General features: G+C 70.8%; 16 protein-coding genes. 8 read left to right on the forward strand and 8 right to left on the reverse strand.

Annotated elements, in window-relative coordinates:
- The first annotated feature begins 325 nt into the window (after positions 1 to 325).
- Positions 326 to 565 carry a hypothetical protein gene (locus tag J7654_RS02525; RefSeq protein WP_209737921.1) on the forward strand — a complete coding sequence of 80 codons (240 nt, stop codon included), beginning with the start codon at positions 326 to 328 and terminating at the stop codon, positions 563 to 565.
- A gap of 1 nt (position 566) precedes the next feature.
- Here the strand turns inward: J7654_RS02525 and J7654_RS02530 are convergent, their stop codons facing one another.
- From J7654_RS02530 to hemC, 6 genes are all read right to left on the reverse strand, one after another.
- Entirely contained in the window at positions 567 to 1,403 is an 837-nt protein-coding gene (locus tag J7654_RS02530) for a glutamine amidotransferase (protein WP_209737924.1), read from the reverse strand.
- Positions 1,400 to 1,861 (reverse strand): tellurite resistance TerB family protein, encoded by a 462-nt coding sequence (locus tag J7654_RS02535; RefSeq protein ID WP_209737926.1) that lies wholly within the window; start codon positions 1,859 to 1,861, stop codon positions 1,400 to 1,402. Before J7654_RS02535 ends, J7654_RS02530 begins: the two co-directional genes overlap by 4 nt.
- Before the next feature lie 54 nt (positions 1,862 to 1,915).
- Complete coding sequence (locus J7654_RS02540) at positions 1,916 to 3,400, reverse strand: heme biosynthesis protein HemY (protein WP_209737927.1); 1,485 nt, start codon at positions 3,398 to 3,400, stop codon at positions 1,916 to 1,918.
- A 10-nt stretch (positions 3,401 to 3,410) separates the two neighbouring features.
- Positions 3,411 to 4,943, reverse strand: a complete 1,533-nt coding sequence (locus J7654_RS02545; RefSeq protein WP_209737929.1) for a COG4223 family protein — start codon at positions 4,941 to 4,943, stop codon at positions 3,411 to 3,413.
- Positions 4,944 to 5,052: 109 nt separating this feature from the next.
- Entirely contained in the window at positions 5,053 to 5,766 is a 714-nt protein-coding gene (locus tag J7654_RS02550; protein ID WP_209737932.1) for a uroporphyrinogen-III synthase, read from the reverse strand.
- Positions 5,751 to 6,707, reverse strand: coding sequence for a hydroxymethylbilane synthase (gene hemC, locus J7654_RS02555; protein WP_209737934.1), 957 nt, complete (start codon positions 6,705 to 6,707; stop codon positions 5,751 to 5,753). Before hemC ends, J7654_RS02550 begins: the two co-directional genes overlap by 16 nt.
- A gap of 111 nt (positions 6,708 to 6,818) precedes the next feature.
- Between hemC and tsaD the strand changes: the two genes are divergently transcribed.
- The 6 genes from tsaD (at position 6,819) to J7654_RS02585 (ending at position 10,836) form a co-directional block, all read left to right on the forward strand.
- Positions 6,819 to 7,919, forward strand: a complete 1,101-nt coding sequence (gene tsaD, locus J7654_RS02560; protein ID WP_209737936.1) for a tRNA (adenosine(37)-N6)-threonylcarbamoyltransferase complex transferase subunit TsaD — start codon at positions 6,819 to 6,821, stop codon at positions 7,917 to 7,919.
- A complete protein-coding gene (locus J7654_RS02565) occupies positions 7,916 to 8,893 on the forward strand; it encodes an NAD(P)H-dependent glycerol-3-phosphate dehydrogenase (protein ID WP_209737938.1) in 978 nt (325 codons plus the stop codon). The genes tsaD and J7654_RS02565 overlap by 4 nt, the downstream gene beginning before the upstream one ends.
- A 54-nt stretch (positions 8,894 to 8,947) precedes the next feature.
- Positions 8,948 to 9,235 (forward strand): YciI-like protein, encoded by a 288-nt coding sequence (locus J7654_RS02570; RefSeq protein WP_209737940.1) that lies wholly within the window; start codon positions 8,948 to 8,950, stop codon positions 9,233 to 9,235.
- Between the two features lie 8 nt (positions 9,236 to 9,243).
- Positions 9,244 to 9,684 carry an EVE domain-containing protein gene (locus tag J7654_RS02575; protein WP_209737942.1) on the forward strand — a complete coding sequence of 147 codons (441 nt, stop codon included), beginning with the start codon at positions 9,244 to 9,246 and terminating at the stop codon, positions 9,682 to 9,684.
- Positions 9,685 to 9,733: 49 nt separating this feature from the next.
- On the forward strand, positions 9,734 to 9,952 hold the full coding sequence (locus J7654_RS02580) for a DUF3072 domain-containing protein (protein WP_209737944.1): 219 nt from the start codon (positions 9,734 to 9,736) through the stop codon (positions 9,950 to 9,952).
- Between the two features lie 185 nt (positions 9,953 to 10,137).
- Positions 10,138 to 10,836 (forward strand): class I SAM-dependent methyltransferase, encoded by a 699-nt coding sequence (locus J7654_RS02585; protein WP_245195604.1) that lies wholly within the window; start codon positions 10,138 to 10,140, stop codon positions 10,834 to 10,836.
- Here the strand turns inward: J7654_RS02585 and J7654_RS02590 are convergent.
- Together J7654_RS02590 and J7654_RS02595 are read right to left on the reverse strand one after the other, a co-directional pair.
- Positions 10,805 to 13,123, reverse strand: a complete 2,319-nt coding sequence (locus J7654_RS02590; protein WP_209737949.1) for an FdhF/YdeP family oxidoreductase — start codon at positions 13,121 to 13,123, stop codon at positions 10,805 to 10,807. The two genes, J7654_RS02585 and J7654_RS02590, sit on opposite strands and share 32 nt — an antisense overlap.
- Before the next feature lie 140 nt (positions 13,124 to 13,263).
- Positions 13,264 to 13,752 carry a L,D-transpeptidase family protein gene (locus J7654_RS02595; protein WP_245195605.1) on the reverse strand — a complete coding sequence of 163 codons (489 nt, stop codon included), beginning with the start codon at positions 13,750 to 13,752 and terminating at the stop codon, positions 13,264 to 13,266.
- Between the two features lie 149 nt (positions 13,753 to 13,901).
- Between J7654_RS02595 and J7654_RS02600 the strand changes: the two genes are divergently transcribed.
- On the forward strand, positions 13,902 to 14,585 hold the full coding sequence (locus J7654_RS02600; RefSeq protein ID WP_209737953.1) for a response regulator transcription factor: 684 nt from the start codon (positions 13,902 to 13,904) through the stop codon (positions 14,583 to 14,585).
- The last annotated feature ends 94 nt before the right edge of the window (positions 14,586 to 14,679 follow it).

Raw genomic sequence — 14,679 nt, forward strand, 5'->3', positions numbered from 1 at the left:
CGGTGCTCGTCCCCAAGCCCGCCGGCGTCCCAAAGGTTCCGCTGTTTTGGGGCGCACGAGACGTGCCGGAAGGCACCGCGCAGTCCGGCGCAAAGAAAAAGCCCGCTCGGGGGAGGACCGAGCGAGCTCTTAAGTTTGCGGGCTGGGAGGAGGATGCCCGCTGAGATGTTTATGCCAGACGCCCATTGTTTGAGCTATGGCCGATCCTGCATGGCTGATATGCAAATTCGCTTCAACTTGCCGTTGCGTCCACTGCCGCAGCCAGCGGTTGATCCCGCCGCGTCGCCGAAGGAGAATGCACGGGCAAATGGAAAGGACGGCAGGCATGGATGAGCGGTTGAGCTTGGCGCTGGAGCAGATGGACAAGCGGGTGCAGAACGTCCTTACCTTCCTTCAGGGCGTCGAACCCGGCCGCCCGTCCGACCCCGCCGCCTTGCAGGAGGCGATCCACGACACCGCGAACGTGGCCGCGAACATGCGCGCGCTGCGCCGCCTGCTGCGCCGCGCGATGCCGGAGGCCGGCCAGGGTCTCACGCGGCCGGACGGCGGCGCCGGCGCGGCCTGACCTAGGCGGTCGGCGTGGGCCTTGCCGGGCGGGCGTCGGATTGCGGCGACGGCTCGGGAGCCGCGACGGGCGCGCCGAAGATCAGGCCGAGGAACTGCTCCAGCCAGCGCTTCACCGGCCCGTCATGGATGGCCCGCCCCTCCAGATGCGCGCGCCGCCCCTGCGCGCCCGGCAAGGTCAGGCGCTCATGGCCACGCGTGGTCCACCGGTGCACCATGGCCAGCGTCAGCTCGGCATGGAACTGAACGCCATAGGCGTTGGCGCCGTAGCGGAAGGCCTGGTGCTCGAACACGTCGCTGGTGGCCAGGAGCTGTGCCTCGCGCGGCAGGGAGAACCCCTCGCGGTGCCATTGATAGACCATGGAGGGCCAGTGCGGCACGAGATGGCGCCCCGCGGCCGTGGCTTCCAGCGGGTAGTATCCCACCTCGACCAGCCCCTCCGGATGCGGCCCCACCGTACCGCCGAGCTGGCGCGCCAGCATCTGCGCGCCGAGGCAGATGCCGAGGAAGGGCCGCTCCTCGCGCAGCGGCACGTCCAGCCAGTCGATCTCGTGGCGGATATAGGGGTCGGAATCGTTGGCGCTGGGCGGACCGCCGAAGACGACCGCGCCGCGATGGGCCTCCAGCGTGTCCGGCAGCGCCTCGCCCAGCACCGGTCGGCGGATGTCGAGCGTCAGGCCGCCGGCTTCCAGGATCTGCCCCACGCGCCCGGGCGTCGAGCTTTCCTGATGCAGGACGATGAGCACGGGGCGCGGATCGTCCAGCGCCGCCAGCGCATAGCGCTTTTCCTGCGCGGCGGTGTCGCCGATGCTGCCGGCCAGCGTATAATCCTTCCTCATCGGTCCGCCTGCCGCCGCGCGGCCGCCCGCTTGGCCAGCATCCGCTCCCGCGAGGGCACGGCCAGAAGCTCGGAGATGCGCCAGACGAGGTTGTCCTCCAGCTCGTGAAGCGCCCCGTCGGCGAAGCACATCTCCCAGAGCAGGTCCACGAAAGCGATCCGTTGCGCCTCGTCGAGATGGGCCATCAGGACCGAGGTGAAGCGGAAGAGATCGACGGCCTGGTGATCCTCACGGCGGCCCGCCGCCGCGATCTCGCCCGCCTCCGCCGGGCCGAGGTCGAACTTGAAGGCAAGGAGCGCATCGAGCCGCTCCCGCTCCTCGGGCGAGACCATGCCGTCCGCCCGGCTGACATGGGCCAGCAGGGCGGCGGCGGCCACGCGCGGATCGTCCGCGGCATGGGCATCCCGCTCGCCCCCTCCGGTCAGCGTCTCGAGGAACTGTCGGATCTGCTCAAGCATCGGTCCCCTCTGCCAGTCGAAAAGCCTCCCCGTTGTTCCAAGGTTGGTGAAAGATCAGGCGAAGCGGGCCTGCCGACGCTCCTCCTCGCCCACCGCCTCCGTGGCGGACGAACTGCTCGCGGGCTCGGCCTCGCCGGCCGAAAGGGTCAGCGCCGGGCGCTCCTCCTCGGGCGCAGGGTCCGGTTCGGCCGCGACGGCTGGCGGGGCCGGCGGCTCGGCGCGCTCGCCCCCGATGGATCGGGCAGGCGCCGGCCGTTCGGCGGGGGCGGACCATTTGAAGGCGTCGAGGCGCCCGCTCACCGGCGAGACCGGGCTCCATTGCGGCGAGACCACGCCCTCCGCCATCCAGGCGGGATCGCGCGGCGCGGACAGCGCCCGCGCCATCCAGGCGCGCACGCGACCCTGATCGCCCGTGTCGGCGTCCTCGATATCGGCCAGCAGCAGGAACACCGATTCGCGCGGATCGCCGGCGGCGGCGGCCTCGGCCTCCCTGCGCGCCAGCACGAGGTCGCGCGCCTCCAGCGCGGCGTGGGCGACGGCCAGATGCGATTCGGCCGACTGCGGCTGGAGGGACAGGAGGCGCTGCGCGCGCTGCAAGCGCTCGGCCGCCGGGAGGCCGGGCTTGGCGTGAACGTAGAGTTCGGCGACCTCCGGGTGCGGCGCCTCGCTCCATGCTTTTTCGAGGATGCGCGAGGCCCGGCGCGTGTCGCCGAGCCGGATCGACGCCTTGGCGGCGACGAGGGCGGCGGGCGTCAGGTCCGGCGCCAGCTTCTGCGCCTCGCGCGCGGCGGTGCGGGCATTGGCGGGGTCGGTCTCGGCCTGCGTCTGCGCCTTGGCGGTCAGGAGCACGGCGCGCAGCCGGTTGCTTTCCTGCCGGTCGACCAGATGCGAGGAGCGCTGCGCCTTCAGGATGTCGAGCGCGGCGTCGTAGTCGCCCTCGGCGGCCTTCAGCTCCAGAACCGCGCCGCCGGCCCATGGCACATGCGGCGCGATGCGCACCGCCCGCTCGGCATAATGGCGCGCGGCGACCGGATCGTTGACGCGCTCGGCCTCCAGGAACAGGCCGCGCAGCGCCAGGAGGCGGGTGTCCTCATCCTTCTCCATTGCCTCGAACAGGCGGCGGGCCCGTCCGTGGTCGCCCTCGATCATCGCGGTCTGCGCGTCGAGAAAGCGCAGGAGCGGCTCCTTGCGCCCGTCCAGCGCCCGCTCGCTCTTGCGCAGCATCCGGCGCGCGGTGGCCGCATCCCCGGCCCCGGCGGCCAAAATCCCCCCCGAGAGGGCGCGATAGCCCTTGTCGCGCCGGCGGGCCGAGAAATAGCCGCCGATGCGCTCGGGAGCGGAGAACAGCGAGGAGACGAGCCAGAACAAGAGGATCGCGGCGCCGACGACGAGGAGCGCGGCGATCAGGAAGGTCAGGAAGCTCGTTTCGACCTCGCGGCCGAGCCAGGCGATGGTCACGTCGCCGGGATTGTCCGCCACCCAGGCGAAGCCGAGGCCGAGGATGAGGACGACGAGAAGGAAGGCGAGTATGCGGAACATCTGGGGTCCTTCAGCCTTGGGTGCCGGCGGCCGCCGTGGCGCGCGTCAGGGCCTCGTCGACGACGGTGCCGGCCTGCCGGCGCGCGTCCACGCGGTCGGCGAAATCGCTGGACGCGCTCCGCGCCGCCTCGTCGAGAGTGTCCCATTCCGCCCGCCATGCGGCGGCGTCGTCCGCCCGCAGCGCGGCGCTCATGCGCGAAAGGACGGCGTCCATGCCCGTCCCTTCCGCCGCCGCGTCGCCGCTGGAGCGCACCTGCACCAGGGAGGAGAGGCCCGAAAGAATCTGGTCGCCGACGCTCGCCTCGCCGGCGGCCGGCGCGGCCGTCGCGCGGATGGCGCGCTCCACCTGCGGCCAGTCGGCCAGCAGTGCCTCGCGGCTCGGCACGCCCTCGGCCGCGTAGCTGCGCAGCCCTTCCACCGCCTCGCCGCCGCCCCCGGCGGAGGCGAAAGCCTCCAGCTCGCTCATGAAGGGCCCGCCCCGGTCGATCGCCGCCTTCAGCCCCGCGGCCGTCAGGGCGATGCCGGCCTGGCGGTTGGCCTCCTCCATCGCTTCGATGCGCGTGTCGAACTGGGAGACGCGCGTGTCGAGCGCATCCACGCGCCCGCCGATCTCGTTGGCGCGGGTCGTCGCCTCGCCGGCGGCGGCCTGTGCGGCCTCGGCCGTCTGGCGGGCCTGGTCCGCGGCCTGCGTGGCGGCATCGGCGCTCTGCAGCGCGCCTGCCGCGTCCTCTGCGCTGCGCCCGTCCTGCAACGTGCGCTCGGCGGCGGCGAGGCGGTCGCTGAGGGCGGCGAGGTCGGAGGCGGAGGCGAAGCTGGTGCCCGCGCCGCCGGCCGCCTGCGCCGACTGGAGCTGCTCCACCGTCTCGCGCAGGTTGGAAAGATCGCCGGAAAGCTGCTCGACATCCCCGACCGCAGCGTAGCGCACTGCCTCATCGGCCGGACGGCTGCCGAACATGCCGGAATAGCCGAGCGCGGCCGAGCCGGCGAGCGCCAGCACCGCGCCCAGAAGCCCCGCGCCGACCAGCGGCCCGAAGCCCGGCGAGGAGGAGGACGGCGGCTCCTCCGAGACCGGCAGGCTCGCCTCGTCGCCGTGATAGACATTGCTGGCGCCCGCCGGAACCCTCTCAGGCTCGGCGGCCGCCGCCACGATCTCGTCGTCCTCGAACTCGCCCAGATGGCGCCGGGAGGGCTCGCCGGAGAGCCCCTCCTCCCGCGCGAACTCGGCCGTGGTCTCCTCGGCCTCCGTCTCGCGCGGGCCGCCGGCCTGGCTGCCGGCCTGCTGCGCCACAAGCGCGTCGTCGCTCGCCGGCTGGGTCTCGGGCGGCGGCAGCACGGCGCCGCCCTCCTTCTGCGCCGGCAGAGCCTCTTGCGCACCGGGCTCCCGCACCTCGGCAGCGGGTTCGCCCAACGGCGCTTCCTCGCGTGCAGGCGTTTCCTCTTCCGGCGAGGGGGCGGCGGCCTGCGCCTCGACAGGCTCGGTCGGCTCGGCCACCGTCTCGCCGGGCTTTCCGCCGGATCTGGGACGACGAGGACGATTGGCCATGCGACTACTCCATCTTACCTCGCGCGACCCATGGCATGGGGGCCGCAGCGCTTTTGGCAACTTAGTGTGCCGTCCCGATCCTGCAACGACAAAGCGCGGCGGTGAAGACTTATAGACACGTGCCTGGCCCGTAACGAGCCAGAAGGGCGGAAAGCTCCGGGCGTTCCCCCACCATCACGCAGGCGGCCAGCGGCGGCGGAAGCGCGGCGGCGACCCGCGCCGACAGGCACAGGAGGCGCGGCGCGGGCTCGAAAAGGTCGGCGAACGCCTCGGCGAGGGCCGCATGGCCCCGCGCCTGCGAGGCGGAGAGGAGGAGCACGGCATCGGGCGCACGCCCCTGCAAGGCGGCCGCCACCTCCTCGCGGGCCGGTTGGCGCAGGCGGGCCTCATATGCCTCGGCGAGGGCGAAGGGCGTCCCGTCCGCCCGCAGCGCCCGTTCCAGCGAGGGTTCGCGCACGCGGCCGGCGGCATAAAGAAGCGGCAGGCCGGTGCGCCGCGCCAGGGCGCGCGCCGGCTCGCGGAGCGACAGCGCCTCGCCCGCCCCTTCCTGGACGGGGCCAAGCCCCGCAGCGCGCGCCGCCTGCGCCGTGCGGGCGCCCACGGCCAGCACCGGCGGGCCGTCACCCGGGCGGCGGCGCGCCAGCCACGGCACGGCGTTGGCGCTGGTGACGAGGAAGCCGGCGAACGGTCCCGGCGGAAGGGGGGGATCGAGCGGCGAAATCTCCTGCAAGGGCAGGAGCAGGGGCACATGCCCCGCCCGCCGCACGGCCTCGGCCGTGGCGTCGGCCGCCGCGCGGTCGCGCAGGATCAGGAGGCGCGCCATCCCGTCCGCGCCTCGCCCCAGCTTTCGAAGAAGGCCGGGCCCGCCTCGGCCAGGAGCGCGCGCGCCGCCTCGCGGCCGAGGGCCTGCGCATCCTCCGCCGCGCCCTCGGCCGTTCGCTCATAGGCGCTCGCCCCGTCCGGTGTCAGGATCATGCCGCGAAAGCGCAGGCGGTTTCCCTCCAGGCGCGCCAGCGCGGCGATGGGCGTGCGGCAGGAACCGTCCAGTTCGCCGAGGAAGGCGCGCTCGCAGGAGAGCGCGACGCCGGTCTCGCGATGATCGATGGATGCGACGAGAGCGCGCACCCGCTCGTCGCCCACGCGGCTTTCGATGCAGATGGCGCCCTGCCCGGGCGCGGGCAGGAAGTCCTCCACCGGCAGGATCTGGCTCGCCGTTTCCTCCATCGCCATGCGCTTCAGGCCCGCGAAGGCCAGGAGCGTGCCCTCCACCTCCCCGGCCCGGAGCTTGGCGAGGCGCGTCTGCACGTTGCCGCGCAGGATCACGAGGTCGAGGTCCGGCCGGATGCGGCGCAGGAGCGCCTGCCGGCGCAGCGAGGCCGAGCCGACCCGTGCGCCGCGCGGCAGGTCGGCGATGGAGGAGACGTCGCGCCCGATGAAGACGTCCCGCACGTCCTCGCGCGGCAGGAAGGCGGAAATCTCCAGCCCCTCCGGCAGGATCGTGGCCATGTCCTTGGAGGAATGGACCGCAAGGTCGATCCGGCCCTCGAACAGGGCTTCCTCGATCTCCTTGGTGAAGAGGCCCTTGCCGCCCACCTCCGAGAGGGGACGGTCGAGAATGCGGTCGCCCGAGGTGGAGATCACCTCGATGGCGAACGCCTCCTCGGACAGGCCGTGGGCGGCCATCAGGCGGGCGCGCACCTCGCTTGCCTGCGCGAGCGCAAGGCGCGAGCCGCGCGTGCCGATGCGGATGGGTGGGGTCATCATGCTCGCTTCGCCGGGTCGTTGCCGCCCTTCATAAAGCGGGCGGGCCACAGGTCAAATCGGCCATGCGCGGCTGGCGCTCGCGCACCGGCCCCGCTATCTCCTGATACCATCATGGCGAACCCATCCTCACCCGACCTCCTTGTCCTCGGCATAGAGACGAGCTGCGACGAGACGGCGGCCAGCGTCGTCGCGCGCCGGCACGGCCGCGCCGACATCCTGTCCAACGTGGTGCTGAGCCAGGTGGAGGAGCACGCGGCCTTCGGCGGCGTGGTGCCGGAGATCGCCGCAAGGGCCCATGTCGAGGCGCTGGACGGCATCGTCGCTGCGGCGCTGGCCGAGGCGGGCATCGGCTGGGACGAATTGTCGGCCGTCGCGGCCACGACCGGCCCCGGCCTCGTCGGCGGCCTCATCGTGGGCGCGATGACGGGCAAGGCCATCGCGGCGGCGCGCGCCCTGCCCTTCCTGGCGGTCAACCACCTGGAGGGGCACGCGCTGAGCCCGCGCCTCTCGCACGGGCTCGCCTTCCCCTATCTCCTCCTCCTCGTCTCCGGCGGCCACACGCAGATTCTCCTCGTGCGCGGCACGGGCGACTATGAGCGCTGGGGCACCACCATCGACGACGCGCTGGGCGAGGCCTTCGACAAGACCGCCAAGCTCCTCGGCCTGCCCGGCGCGGGCGGCCCCGCCGTGGAGCGCATGGCCGAGGGCGGGGACGCCGCACGCTTTCCCCTGCCCCGCCCGCTGAAGGGCGAGGCGCGTCTCGACTTCTCCTTCTCCGGCCTCAAGACGGCCCTGCGCCACGCCGCCACGCAGGCCGCGCCCCTCGACGAACAGGACGTCGCCGACCTTTGCGCGAGCTTCCAGGCGGCGGCGGCGGGCAGCCTGGCGGACCGCGTCACCCGCGCGCTGGCGCGGCTGCGGGCGGACTTCCCCGACCTTTCCGAGCCGGTGCTGGCCGTGGCGGGCGGGGTCGCGGCCAACCGGGCCATCCGCGCCCGGCTGGAGGAGGCCGCCGCGGCCCATGGCGTGCGCCTCGTCGCGCCGCCCGCCGCCCTGTGCACGGACAATGCGGCGATGATCGCCTTCGCGGGGCTGGAACGGCTGGAAGCGGGGCGCACGGACCCGCTGGCCGCGCCCGTGCGCCCGCGCTGGCCGCTCGACGAAGCCGCCACGCCCCTCGTCGGCTTTGGAAAGAGAGGCGCCAAGGCATGAGACTGACGGTGATCGGCGGCGGGGCATGGGGCACGGCGCTTGCCAGCGTCTATGCGCGCAAGGGGTTCGCGACCACGCTCTATGCCCGTGACGAGGCGACGGCGGAGAGCGTCAACGAGGCGCACGAGAACCCGCGCTACCTGCCCGGCATCGCCCTGCCCGACGCGCTGCGGGCCAGCACCGTCCTCTCGATCAGCGTGGAGAGCGCCGACCTCATCCTCCTCGTCGTGCCCGCGCAGACGCTGCGCGCGGTGGCCTGCGACATCCGCCCCTTCCTGGAGCCCGGCGTGCCGCTCGTGCTCTGCGCCAAGGGCATCGAAAGGGAAACGGGCCTCTTCGCCTCCCATGTCGTGGCGCAGGAGTTGCCGGAGGCGCCGCTCGCCGTGCTTTCGGGGCCGAGCTTCGCGCAGGACGTGGCCGCCGGCCTGCCGACCGCCGTGACGCTCGCGGCAGAGGAAGGCGATCTGGCCGAGGAACTGTCCCGCACGCTCTCGGCCGACACGTTCCGCATCTACGCCTCCACCGACATGCTCGGCGTGGAAGCGGGCGGGGCGCTGAAGAACGTCCTGGCGCTGGCGGCGGGCGCGGTGTCCGGGCGCGGGCTCGGCGCCTCGGCGCTCGCGGCCCTCGTCACGCGCGGGCTCAGCGAGCTGCGCCGGCTCGGCGAGGCGCTGGGCGCGCGGCCCGAGACGCTCACGGGCCTTTCGGGCCTCGGCGACCTCGTTCTCACCTGCTCCTCCGCCCAATCGCGCAACTTCGCCTACGGCCAGGCGCTGGGGCGGGGCGAGGACGTCTCGGGCCTGAAACTGGCCGAGGGCGTGCATTCGGCCGCCATCGCCGCCCGGCTGGCGCGCGAGAAGGACATCGAAGCGCCCATCGTCCAGACCGTGGCCGCCATCCTGGAGGGACGGCTTTCAGTGGACGAGGCCATCGGCCGCCTCATGGCGCGCCCCTTGAAGCGCGAGGAGGATTGAACCGGCGGTTCCCCCTGTCGTAGAGGCCAGGGAACGACCAAGGAAGGACCGCCCATGCTCTACGCTCTCCTGTGCGAGGACCGCCCCGACGCGGGCACGCTTCGCCCCGACACACGGCCCGCCCATCTGGACTATCTGGCCTCGCTCGGCGCCGCGCTGAGATTCGCCGGCCCCTTCCTGGACGAGGCGGGCAAGCCCACCGGCAGCCTGGTGGTGGTGGACGCGGCGGACGAGGCCGCCGCGCGCGCCATCGCGCAGGCCGACCCCTATGCCGGGGCGGGCCTGTTTTCCAGCGTCACGGTGCGCCGCTGGCACTGGGCCATCAACGAGCCGAAGGGCTGAGGCGCGCCATGGCGTTCTGGCTGTTCAAATCCGAGCCGCACAAATGGTCCTTCGAGGCGCAGAAGGCGGCGGGCGAGAAGGGCACGCAGTGGGACGGCGTGCGCAACTACCAGGCCCGCAACTTCATGCGGGCGATGAAGGTCGGAGAGCGCGGCTTCTTCTACCATTCCAACGAGGGCAAGGCGGTCGTGGGCGTGGTCGAGGTGATCGCCGAGGCGCATCACGACACCACCTCGGAGGACCCGCGCTGGGAATGCGTGGACCTCAAGGCCGTGGCGGACCTGCCCCGGCCCGTCACGCTGGAGGCGATCAAGGCCGATGAGGCGTTGAAGGACATGGTGCTGGTCACGAATTCGCGCCTCTCCGTGCAGCCCGTGGGCGAGGCCGAGTTCGCCCATATCTGCCGCATGGGCGGGCTGGACCCGAAACGAGCGATGGGAACCGCGTAAGGAACGGAACGTTTCGGGAACGATCAACATCCCCGAAAGAACCCGACCCATGGCGAACGACCCCAAGACGGACACCGGCTCCAACACCGTGAAGGACCCGGACGACTGGACGACCGGCGAGGAGCCGATGACGGGCGCTCAGGCCTCCTATCTGAAGACGCTGTGCGAGGAGACGGGCGAGGCCTTCGACGATTCGATGACCAAGGCCGACGCATCGAAAAAGATCGACGAGCTGCAGGCGCAATCCAAGCGCTTGAAGGACGGCTGAAACGACCAGCGCCGCCCCATGGGGCGGCGCTCTCTCTTGCGGGTCAGGACAGGAAGCCGAAGATCCACAAAATGAGGATGATGGGGATCGGAATGCCGATCAGCCAGAGCAGGCCGCCTTTGAACATGGACATGTCCTCTTCTTCGTCCCCGGCAAAAGGCCCTGAGGAGGCCCCTGGTTCCCGGGTGCGGGACGCGCGCGCCTTCATCCTCGCGAACACGGCCGTCCAGCGCCCGCCCCATGTGCCGCAGATCGCGCTGCATCTGGCCGACGAGGCGCACGATCTCTGGCTGAAGACGGAGGAGGAATTGGCCGAGGCAGGCGTGCCGCCGCCCTTCTGGGCCTTCGCCTGGGCCGGCGGGCAAGGCTTGGCGCGGTTCGTTCTGGACAACCCGGAAACGGTGCGCGGGCGCACCGTCCTCGACTTCGCCTCGGGCTCCGGCCTCCTCGCCATCGCCGCCGCGCTGTCGGGCGCGGCACGGGTGCGGGCGGTGGATGTCGATCCCTTCGCGCTGGCCGCCGTGCCGCTCAACGCCGAACTGAACCGCGTCGCGGTGGAGGCCGCGCTCGCGGACCTCATCGGCGAGCCGGTGCCGGAAGAGGTGATCCTGGCCGGCGACGTCTTCTACGACCGGCCCTTCGCGGACCGGCTCATCCCCTGGTTCGACGCGCTCGCGCGAGGCGGCAAGACCGTCCTCGTCGGCGATCCCGGCCGGGCCTACCTGCCGAAGGCGCGGCTGGAGGAGCGCGGCGTCTATACCGTGCCCGTCAGCCGCGCGCTGGAGGATGGCGAGGTGAAGCGCACCACGGTGTGGCGGTGGCGGCCTGAGCCGCCACACGCCGGACCGGGGCTCACAGTGCGTGCGCGGCGGCCGTCACCTTGATGGGAACGCATTTGGCGGCCGGGCAATGGCTGCCGATGGCGTGGTGCCAGAGCGGCACGAGCTTGTTCAGCTCCGGGTAATAGCCGCCGACATTGCCCCTGGGCAGCTTGTAGGAGTGGATGCGCAAACCCTCCACCCGCCGCTCCACGCCGTCCTCGGCATTCGTCTCCACATCCACCAGATCCTGATCCTTGAAGCCGAGCCGGGCCATGTCCTCCTCGTTCATGAGCAGGATCATGCGCGAGCCGCTGATGCCGCGCAGCCGGTCGTTGTAGCCGTAGATCGTCGTGTTGAACTGGTCGTTGGAGCGCATCGTCATCAGCTCGAAGACGTTCTCGCCCTCCTTGTTCACGTTCGGATTGGTGTCGAAGCCGTCCGGCACGATGAAATTGGCCTTCTTGTTCTCCGTCTCCCAGACCCGGTACGACGCCTTGATGTCGCGCCGGAAGCCGCCGGGCTTCTGGAAGCGCTTGTTGAAGTCCTTGAAATGCTGGGGGTAGGCCCGCTCGATCTCGTCGCGCACGCGTGAATAGTCGGCCACCCATTCGTCCCAGGGAATGGTGCTCTTGCCCGGCACCGTCGCCTTCGCAAGCTCGGCGACGATCTTCGGCTCAGAGAGAAGCTCGGGGGATGCCGGCGGCCGGTAGCCGAGCGAGCCGTGGATGGTGGCGGTCGAATCCTCCACCGCCACCCACTGGTCGCCGGTCGCCTGGCTGTCGCGCTCGATGCGCCCCAGGCACGGCAGGAGATAGGTCACTTCGCCGGGCAGGAGATGCGAGCGGTTGAGCTTGGTGGCGATCTCGACATGCAGCCGCAGCCCGCGCCATGCCTCCTCCACCTTCGCGGTCTCCGGCACGGCGCGCACGAAATTGCCGCCGAGCCCGATGAAGCCGCGCACCGAGCCGTCGATCACGCCCTCGCAGGTCTCCACCGTGTCGCGGCCCTTTTCCGTGGGCGGCTCGAAGCCGTAGAATTCCTTGAACTTCCCGGCGGGCACCAGCTCGGTCTTCTCGGTGATCCCCACCGTGCGCTGCCCCTGCACGTTGGAATGGCCACGGATGGGGGAGATGCCGGCGCCCTTCTTGCCGATATTGCCGCGCATCATCAGGAGGTTCACCAGCATCTGCACGTTCTGCACGCCATGGCGATGCTGGGTCAGCCCCATGCCGTAATGGCCGATCACCGCCTTGGCGCGCGCATATTGGCGCCCGACATCCTCCAGATGCGCGCGCTTCAGGCCCGACCAGCGCTCGATCTCCTCCCATGAGGAGGCGCGCACGAAGGCCTCGAATTCGTCGAAGCCGTGGCAGTGCTCCTCGATGAAGGCGACGTCCAGAACGCGCTCGCGCCCCGCCTCCTTCGCCTCGTCGTCCAGCGCCAGCACGGTCTTGGCGATGCCGGTCATCACCGCCGTGTCGCCGCCGCAGCGAACCTGGAAATAGTCGCTCGACATCTTGGTGCCGGGGCCGGGCGAGAGCATCTCGGCCGGGTTCTGCGGGCTCTTGAAGCGCATCAGGCCGCGCTCCAGGATGGGGTTGAAGGTGACGACCGGCACGCCGCGCTTGCGGCACTCCTGGATGGGATGGAGCATGCGCGGCGCGTTGGTGCCGATATTGTGCCCGAAGAAGAACATCATGTCGGTGTGTTCGAAATCTTCGTAGACGATCGTGCCCACCGGCGAGCCGATGGATTTCGGCAGGCCGACGGAGGTCGATTCGTGGCACATGTTGGAGGAATCGGGCAGGTTCTGGTGCCCGTAGATGCGCGCGAAGAGCTGGTACATGTAGCTCGTTTCCAGCGAGGCGCGGCCCGAGGCGTAGAAGACGACGGATTTGGGATCGAGCGCGTTCAGCTCGCGCCCGATCTCCTTGAACGCGCTTTCCCATGAAACGGGCACATATTGGTCGAGCGAGGCGTCGTAGCGCATCGGGGTCGTCAGGCGGCCGTGCTTCTCCAGATCGTGGTCGGGCCATTCCAGAAGCTCGGTGACGCGGTGGCGGGCGAAGAAGTCGCGGTCGGTGCGCCCCTTCGTCAGCTCCCACATGGTGGCCTTGGCGCCGTTCTCGCAGAACTCGAACGTGTGCTGGCTGGCGGGCTTGGCCCACGAGCACGAGACGCACATGAAGCCGCCCGGCTTGTTCTGCTTGGCGAGCGTGCTCCACAGGCTGGTGGTGACGAGATTCTCCGCCTTCGAATGGGCCAGCAGCGACTTCACCGAGCCCCACCCGCCGGTCGGCTCGTCATACGGCTTGATCGTGGGGTGGGTGGTGATCTCGCTGCGCCGCATCTGCCCGTCTCCTGTTCGTCCGCGTCCGGCCTCGCCGGCTCCCGGAGAGGGAGCAACGCCGTCCATTCCGCTTAGGTTCAGAGGACATCTGGAACGATTCTGAATCGTTCAAGGGCCGTGCCGGCCGCACGAAGCCCTGCTCAGCGGTGCACACGCAGTCGTGTTCCCCGGCGCAGGAACGGCGCCAGGCGCGCCATGTCGGCGGGGGAGACCGCCACGCAGCCCTGCGTCGGGCGATAGCCCGGCTTGGCGACGTGCAGGAAGATGGCGCTGCCCGCCCCTCGGCGGCGCGCCCGCACGTTCCAGTCCAGGACGACGACGAGGTCGTAGAGCCGGTCCTGGCGGATCATGGTCTCGGCGCTGGCGGCGAAAGGCAGGCGCACCGCCCGGTTGTAGGCCGGGTGGGCGGGCGCGTCGCACCATCCGTCATCGGCCCGCGCCACGCGCATGGGCAGCGAGAGCGCCAGCGGCAGCCGGTATCCGGGGCGGCGCAAGGCCGAGAGGAGGGTCATGGCGGCCACCGGCGTCGCGCCGTCTCCCTCCCGCTTGAAGATGCTCGTCCCCGAGCGCCCCAGCGCGCAGGGCATGGTCAGCACGCCTGCCCGGAGCAGGCCCTTGCGGGGGTCCATCGCCGAGCGTCGAACGGTGAGTTCGACGGGTTTTTGGCCCGGAATGGCGGAAGAAGGTGGAAATCTGCGCATCGCTATCACAGTTTGTTACAGGGAACCGGAACCTGTCTCGGCCTTGCCGGCCGGCCAAGAACGATCGAATGGATATCATGAGCGCTCGCAGCATTTTGATCGTCGATGACGACGACGACCTGAGAGGAACCCTGGCCGAGCAGCTTTCGCTGCACGAAGAGTTCAAGGTTCAGGACGAGCCGAACGCCGCCAAGGGCATCCAGGCCGCCCGCGCCGGGCTGGTGGATCTGGTGGTGATGGATGTCGGCCTGCCCGACATGGACGGGCGCGAGGCGGTGAAGCTCCTGCGCAAGTCCGGCTTCAAGGCGCCCATCATCATCCTCACCGGCCACGACACCGAGTCCGACACGATCCTCGGGCTGGAGGCGGGCGCCAACGACTATGTGACCAAGCCCTTCCGCTTCGCCGTGCTCCTGGCGCGCATCCGCGCCCAGCTTCGCCAGCACGAGCAGAGCGAGGACGCCACCTTCCAGGTCGGCCCCTACGTCTTCCGCCCCAGCCAGAAGGCGCTGACCGACGAGAAGGGCGGCAAGATCCGCCTGACCGAGAAGGAAACGGCGATCATCCGCTATCTCTACCGGGCCGATCGGCGCGTGGTGACGCGCGACGTGCTGCTGGAGGAGGTGTGGGGCTACAATTCCGGCGTTACCACCCACACGCTGGAGACCCATGTCTATCGCCTGCGCCAGAAGATCGAGCCCGACCCTTCCAACGCGCGGCTGATCGTGACCGAATCGGGCGGCTACAAGCTGATGCCCTGAGGCGTTCCTCCTCCCCCGCTCAACTCGCCGAGGAGAGGAGTGTATCGCACCTCTTTCATGCTATGGGCGTTGCGTCCGGCATTGAAAGAGGTTC

Source organism: Aureimonas populi (genome assembly GCF_017815515.1).
Classification (GTDB): domain Bacteria; phylum Pseudomonadota; class Alphaproteobacteria; order Rhizobiales; family Rhizobiaceae; genus Aureimonas; species Aureimonas populi.

What these genes read in the sequence shown, in the direction of transcription:
- tsaD (WP_209737936.1), top strand. Translation starts at nt 6,819, where the DNA reads ATGGCGAACCCATCCTCACCCGACCTCCTTGTCCTCGGCATAGAGACG.
- J7654_RS02550 (WP_209737932.1), bottom strand. Translation starts at nt 5,766, where the DNA reads ATGGCGCGCCTCCTGATCCTGCGCGACCGCGCGGCGGCCGACGCCACG.
- J7654_RS02575 (WP_209737942.1), top strand. Translation starts at nt 9,244, where the DNA reads ATGGCGTTCTGGCTGTTCAAATCCGAGCCGCACAAATGGTCCTTCGAG.
- J7654_RS02595 (WP_245195605.1), bottom strand. Translation starts at nt 13,752, where the DNA reads ATGGACCCCCGCAAGGGCCTGCTCCGGGCAGGCGTGCTGACCATGCCC.
- J7654_RS02590 (WP_209737949.1), bottom strand. Translation starts at nt 13,123, where the DNA reads ATGCGGCGCAGCGAGATCACCACCCACCCCACGATCAAGCCGTATGAC.
- J7654_RS02565 (WP_209737938.1), top strand. Translation starts at nt 7,916, where the DNA reads ATGAGACTGACGGTGATCGGCGGCGGGGCATGGGGCACGGCGCTTGCC.
- hemC (WP_209737934.1), bottom strand. Translation starts at nt 6,707, where the DNA reads ATGATGACCCCACCCATCCGCATCGGCACGCGCGGCTCGCGCCTTGCG.
- J7654_RS02545 (WP_209737929.1), bottom strand. Translation starts at nt 4,943, where the DNA reads ATGGCCAATCGTCCTCGTCGTCCCAGATCCGGCGGAAAGCCCGGCGAG.
- J7654_RS02525 (WP_209737921.1), top strand. Translation starts at nt 326, where the DNA reads ATGGATGAGCGGTTGAGCTTGGCGCTGGAGCAGATGGACAAGCGGGTG.
- J7654_RS02530 (WP_209737924.1), bottom strand. Translation starts at nt 1,403, where the DNA reads ATGAGGAAGGATTATACGCTGGCCGGCAGCATCGGCGACACCGCCGCG.
- J7654_RS02580 (WP_209737944.1), top strand. Translation starts at nt 9,734, where the DNA reads ATGGCGAACGACCCCAAGACGGACACCGGCTCCAACACCGTGAAGGAC.
- J7654_RS02600 (WP_209737953.1), top strand. Translation starts at nt 13,902, where the DNA reads ATGAGCGCTCGCAGCATTTTGATCGTCGATGACGACGACGACCTGAGA.
- J7654_RS02540 (WP_209737927.1), bottom strand. Translation starts at nt 3,400, where the DNA reads ATGTTCCGCATACTCGCCTTCCTTCTCGTCGTCCTCATCCTCGGCCTC.
- J7654_RS02535 (WP_209737926.1), bottom strand. Translation starts at nt 1,861, where the DNA reads ATGCTTGAGCAGATCCGACAGTTCCTCGAGACGCTGACCGGAGGGGGC.
- J7654_RS02570 (WP_209737940.1), top strand. Translation starts at nt 8,948, where the DNA reads ATGCTCTACGCTCTCCTGTGCGAGGACCGCCCCGACGCGGGCACGCTT.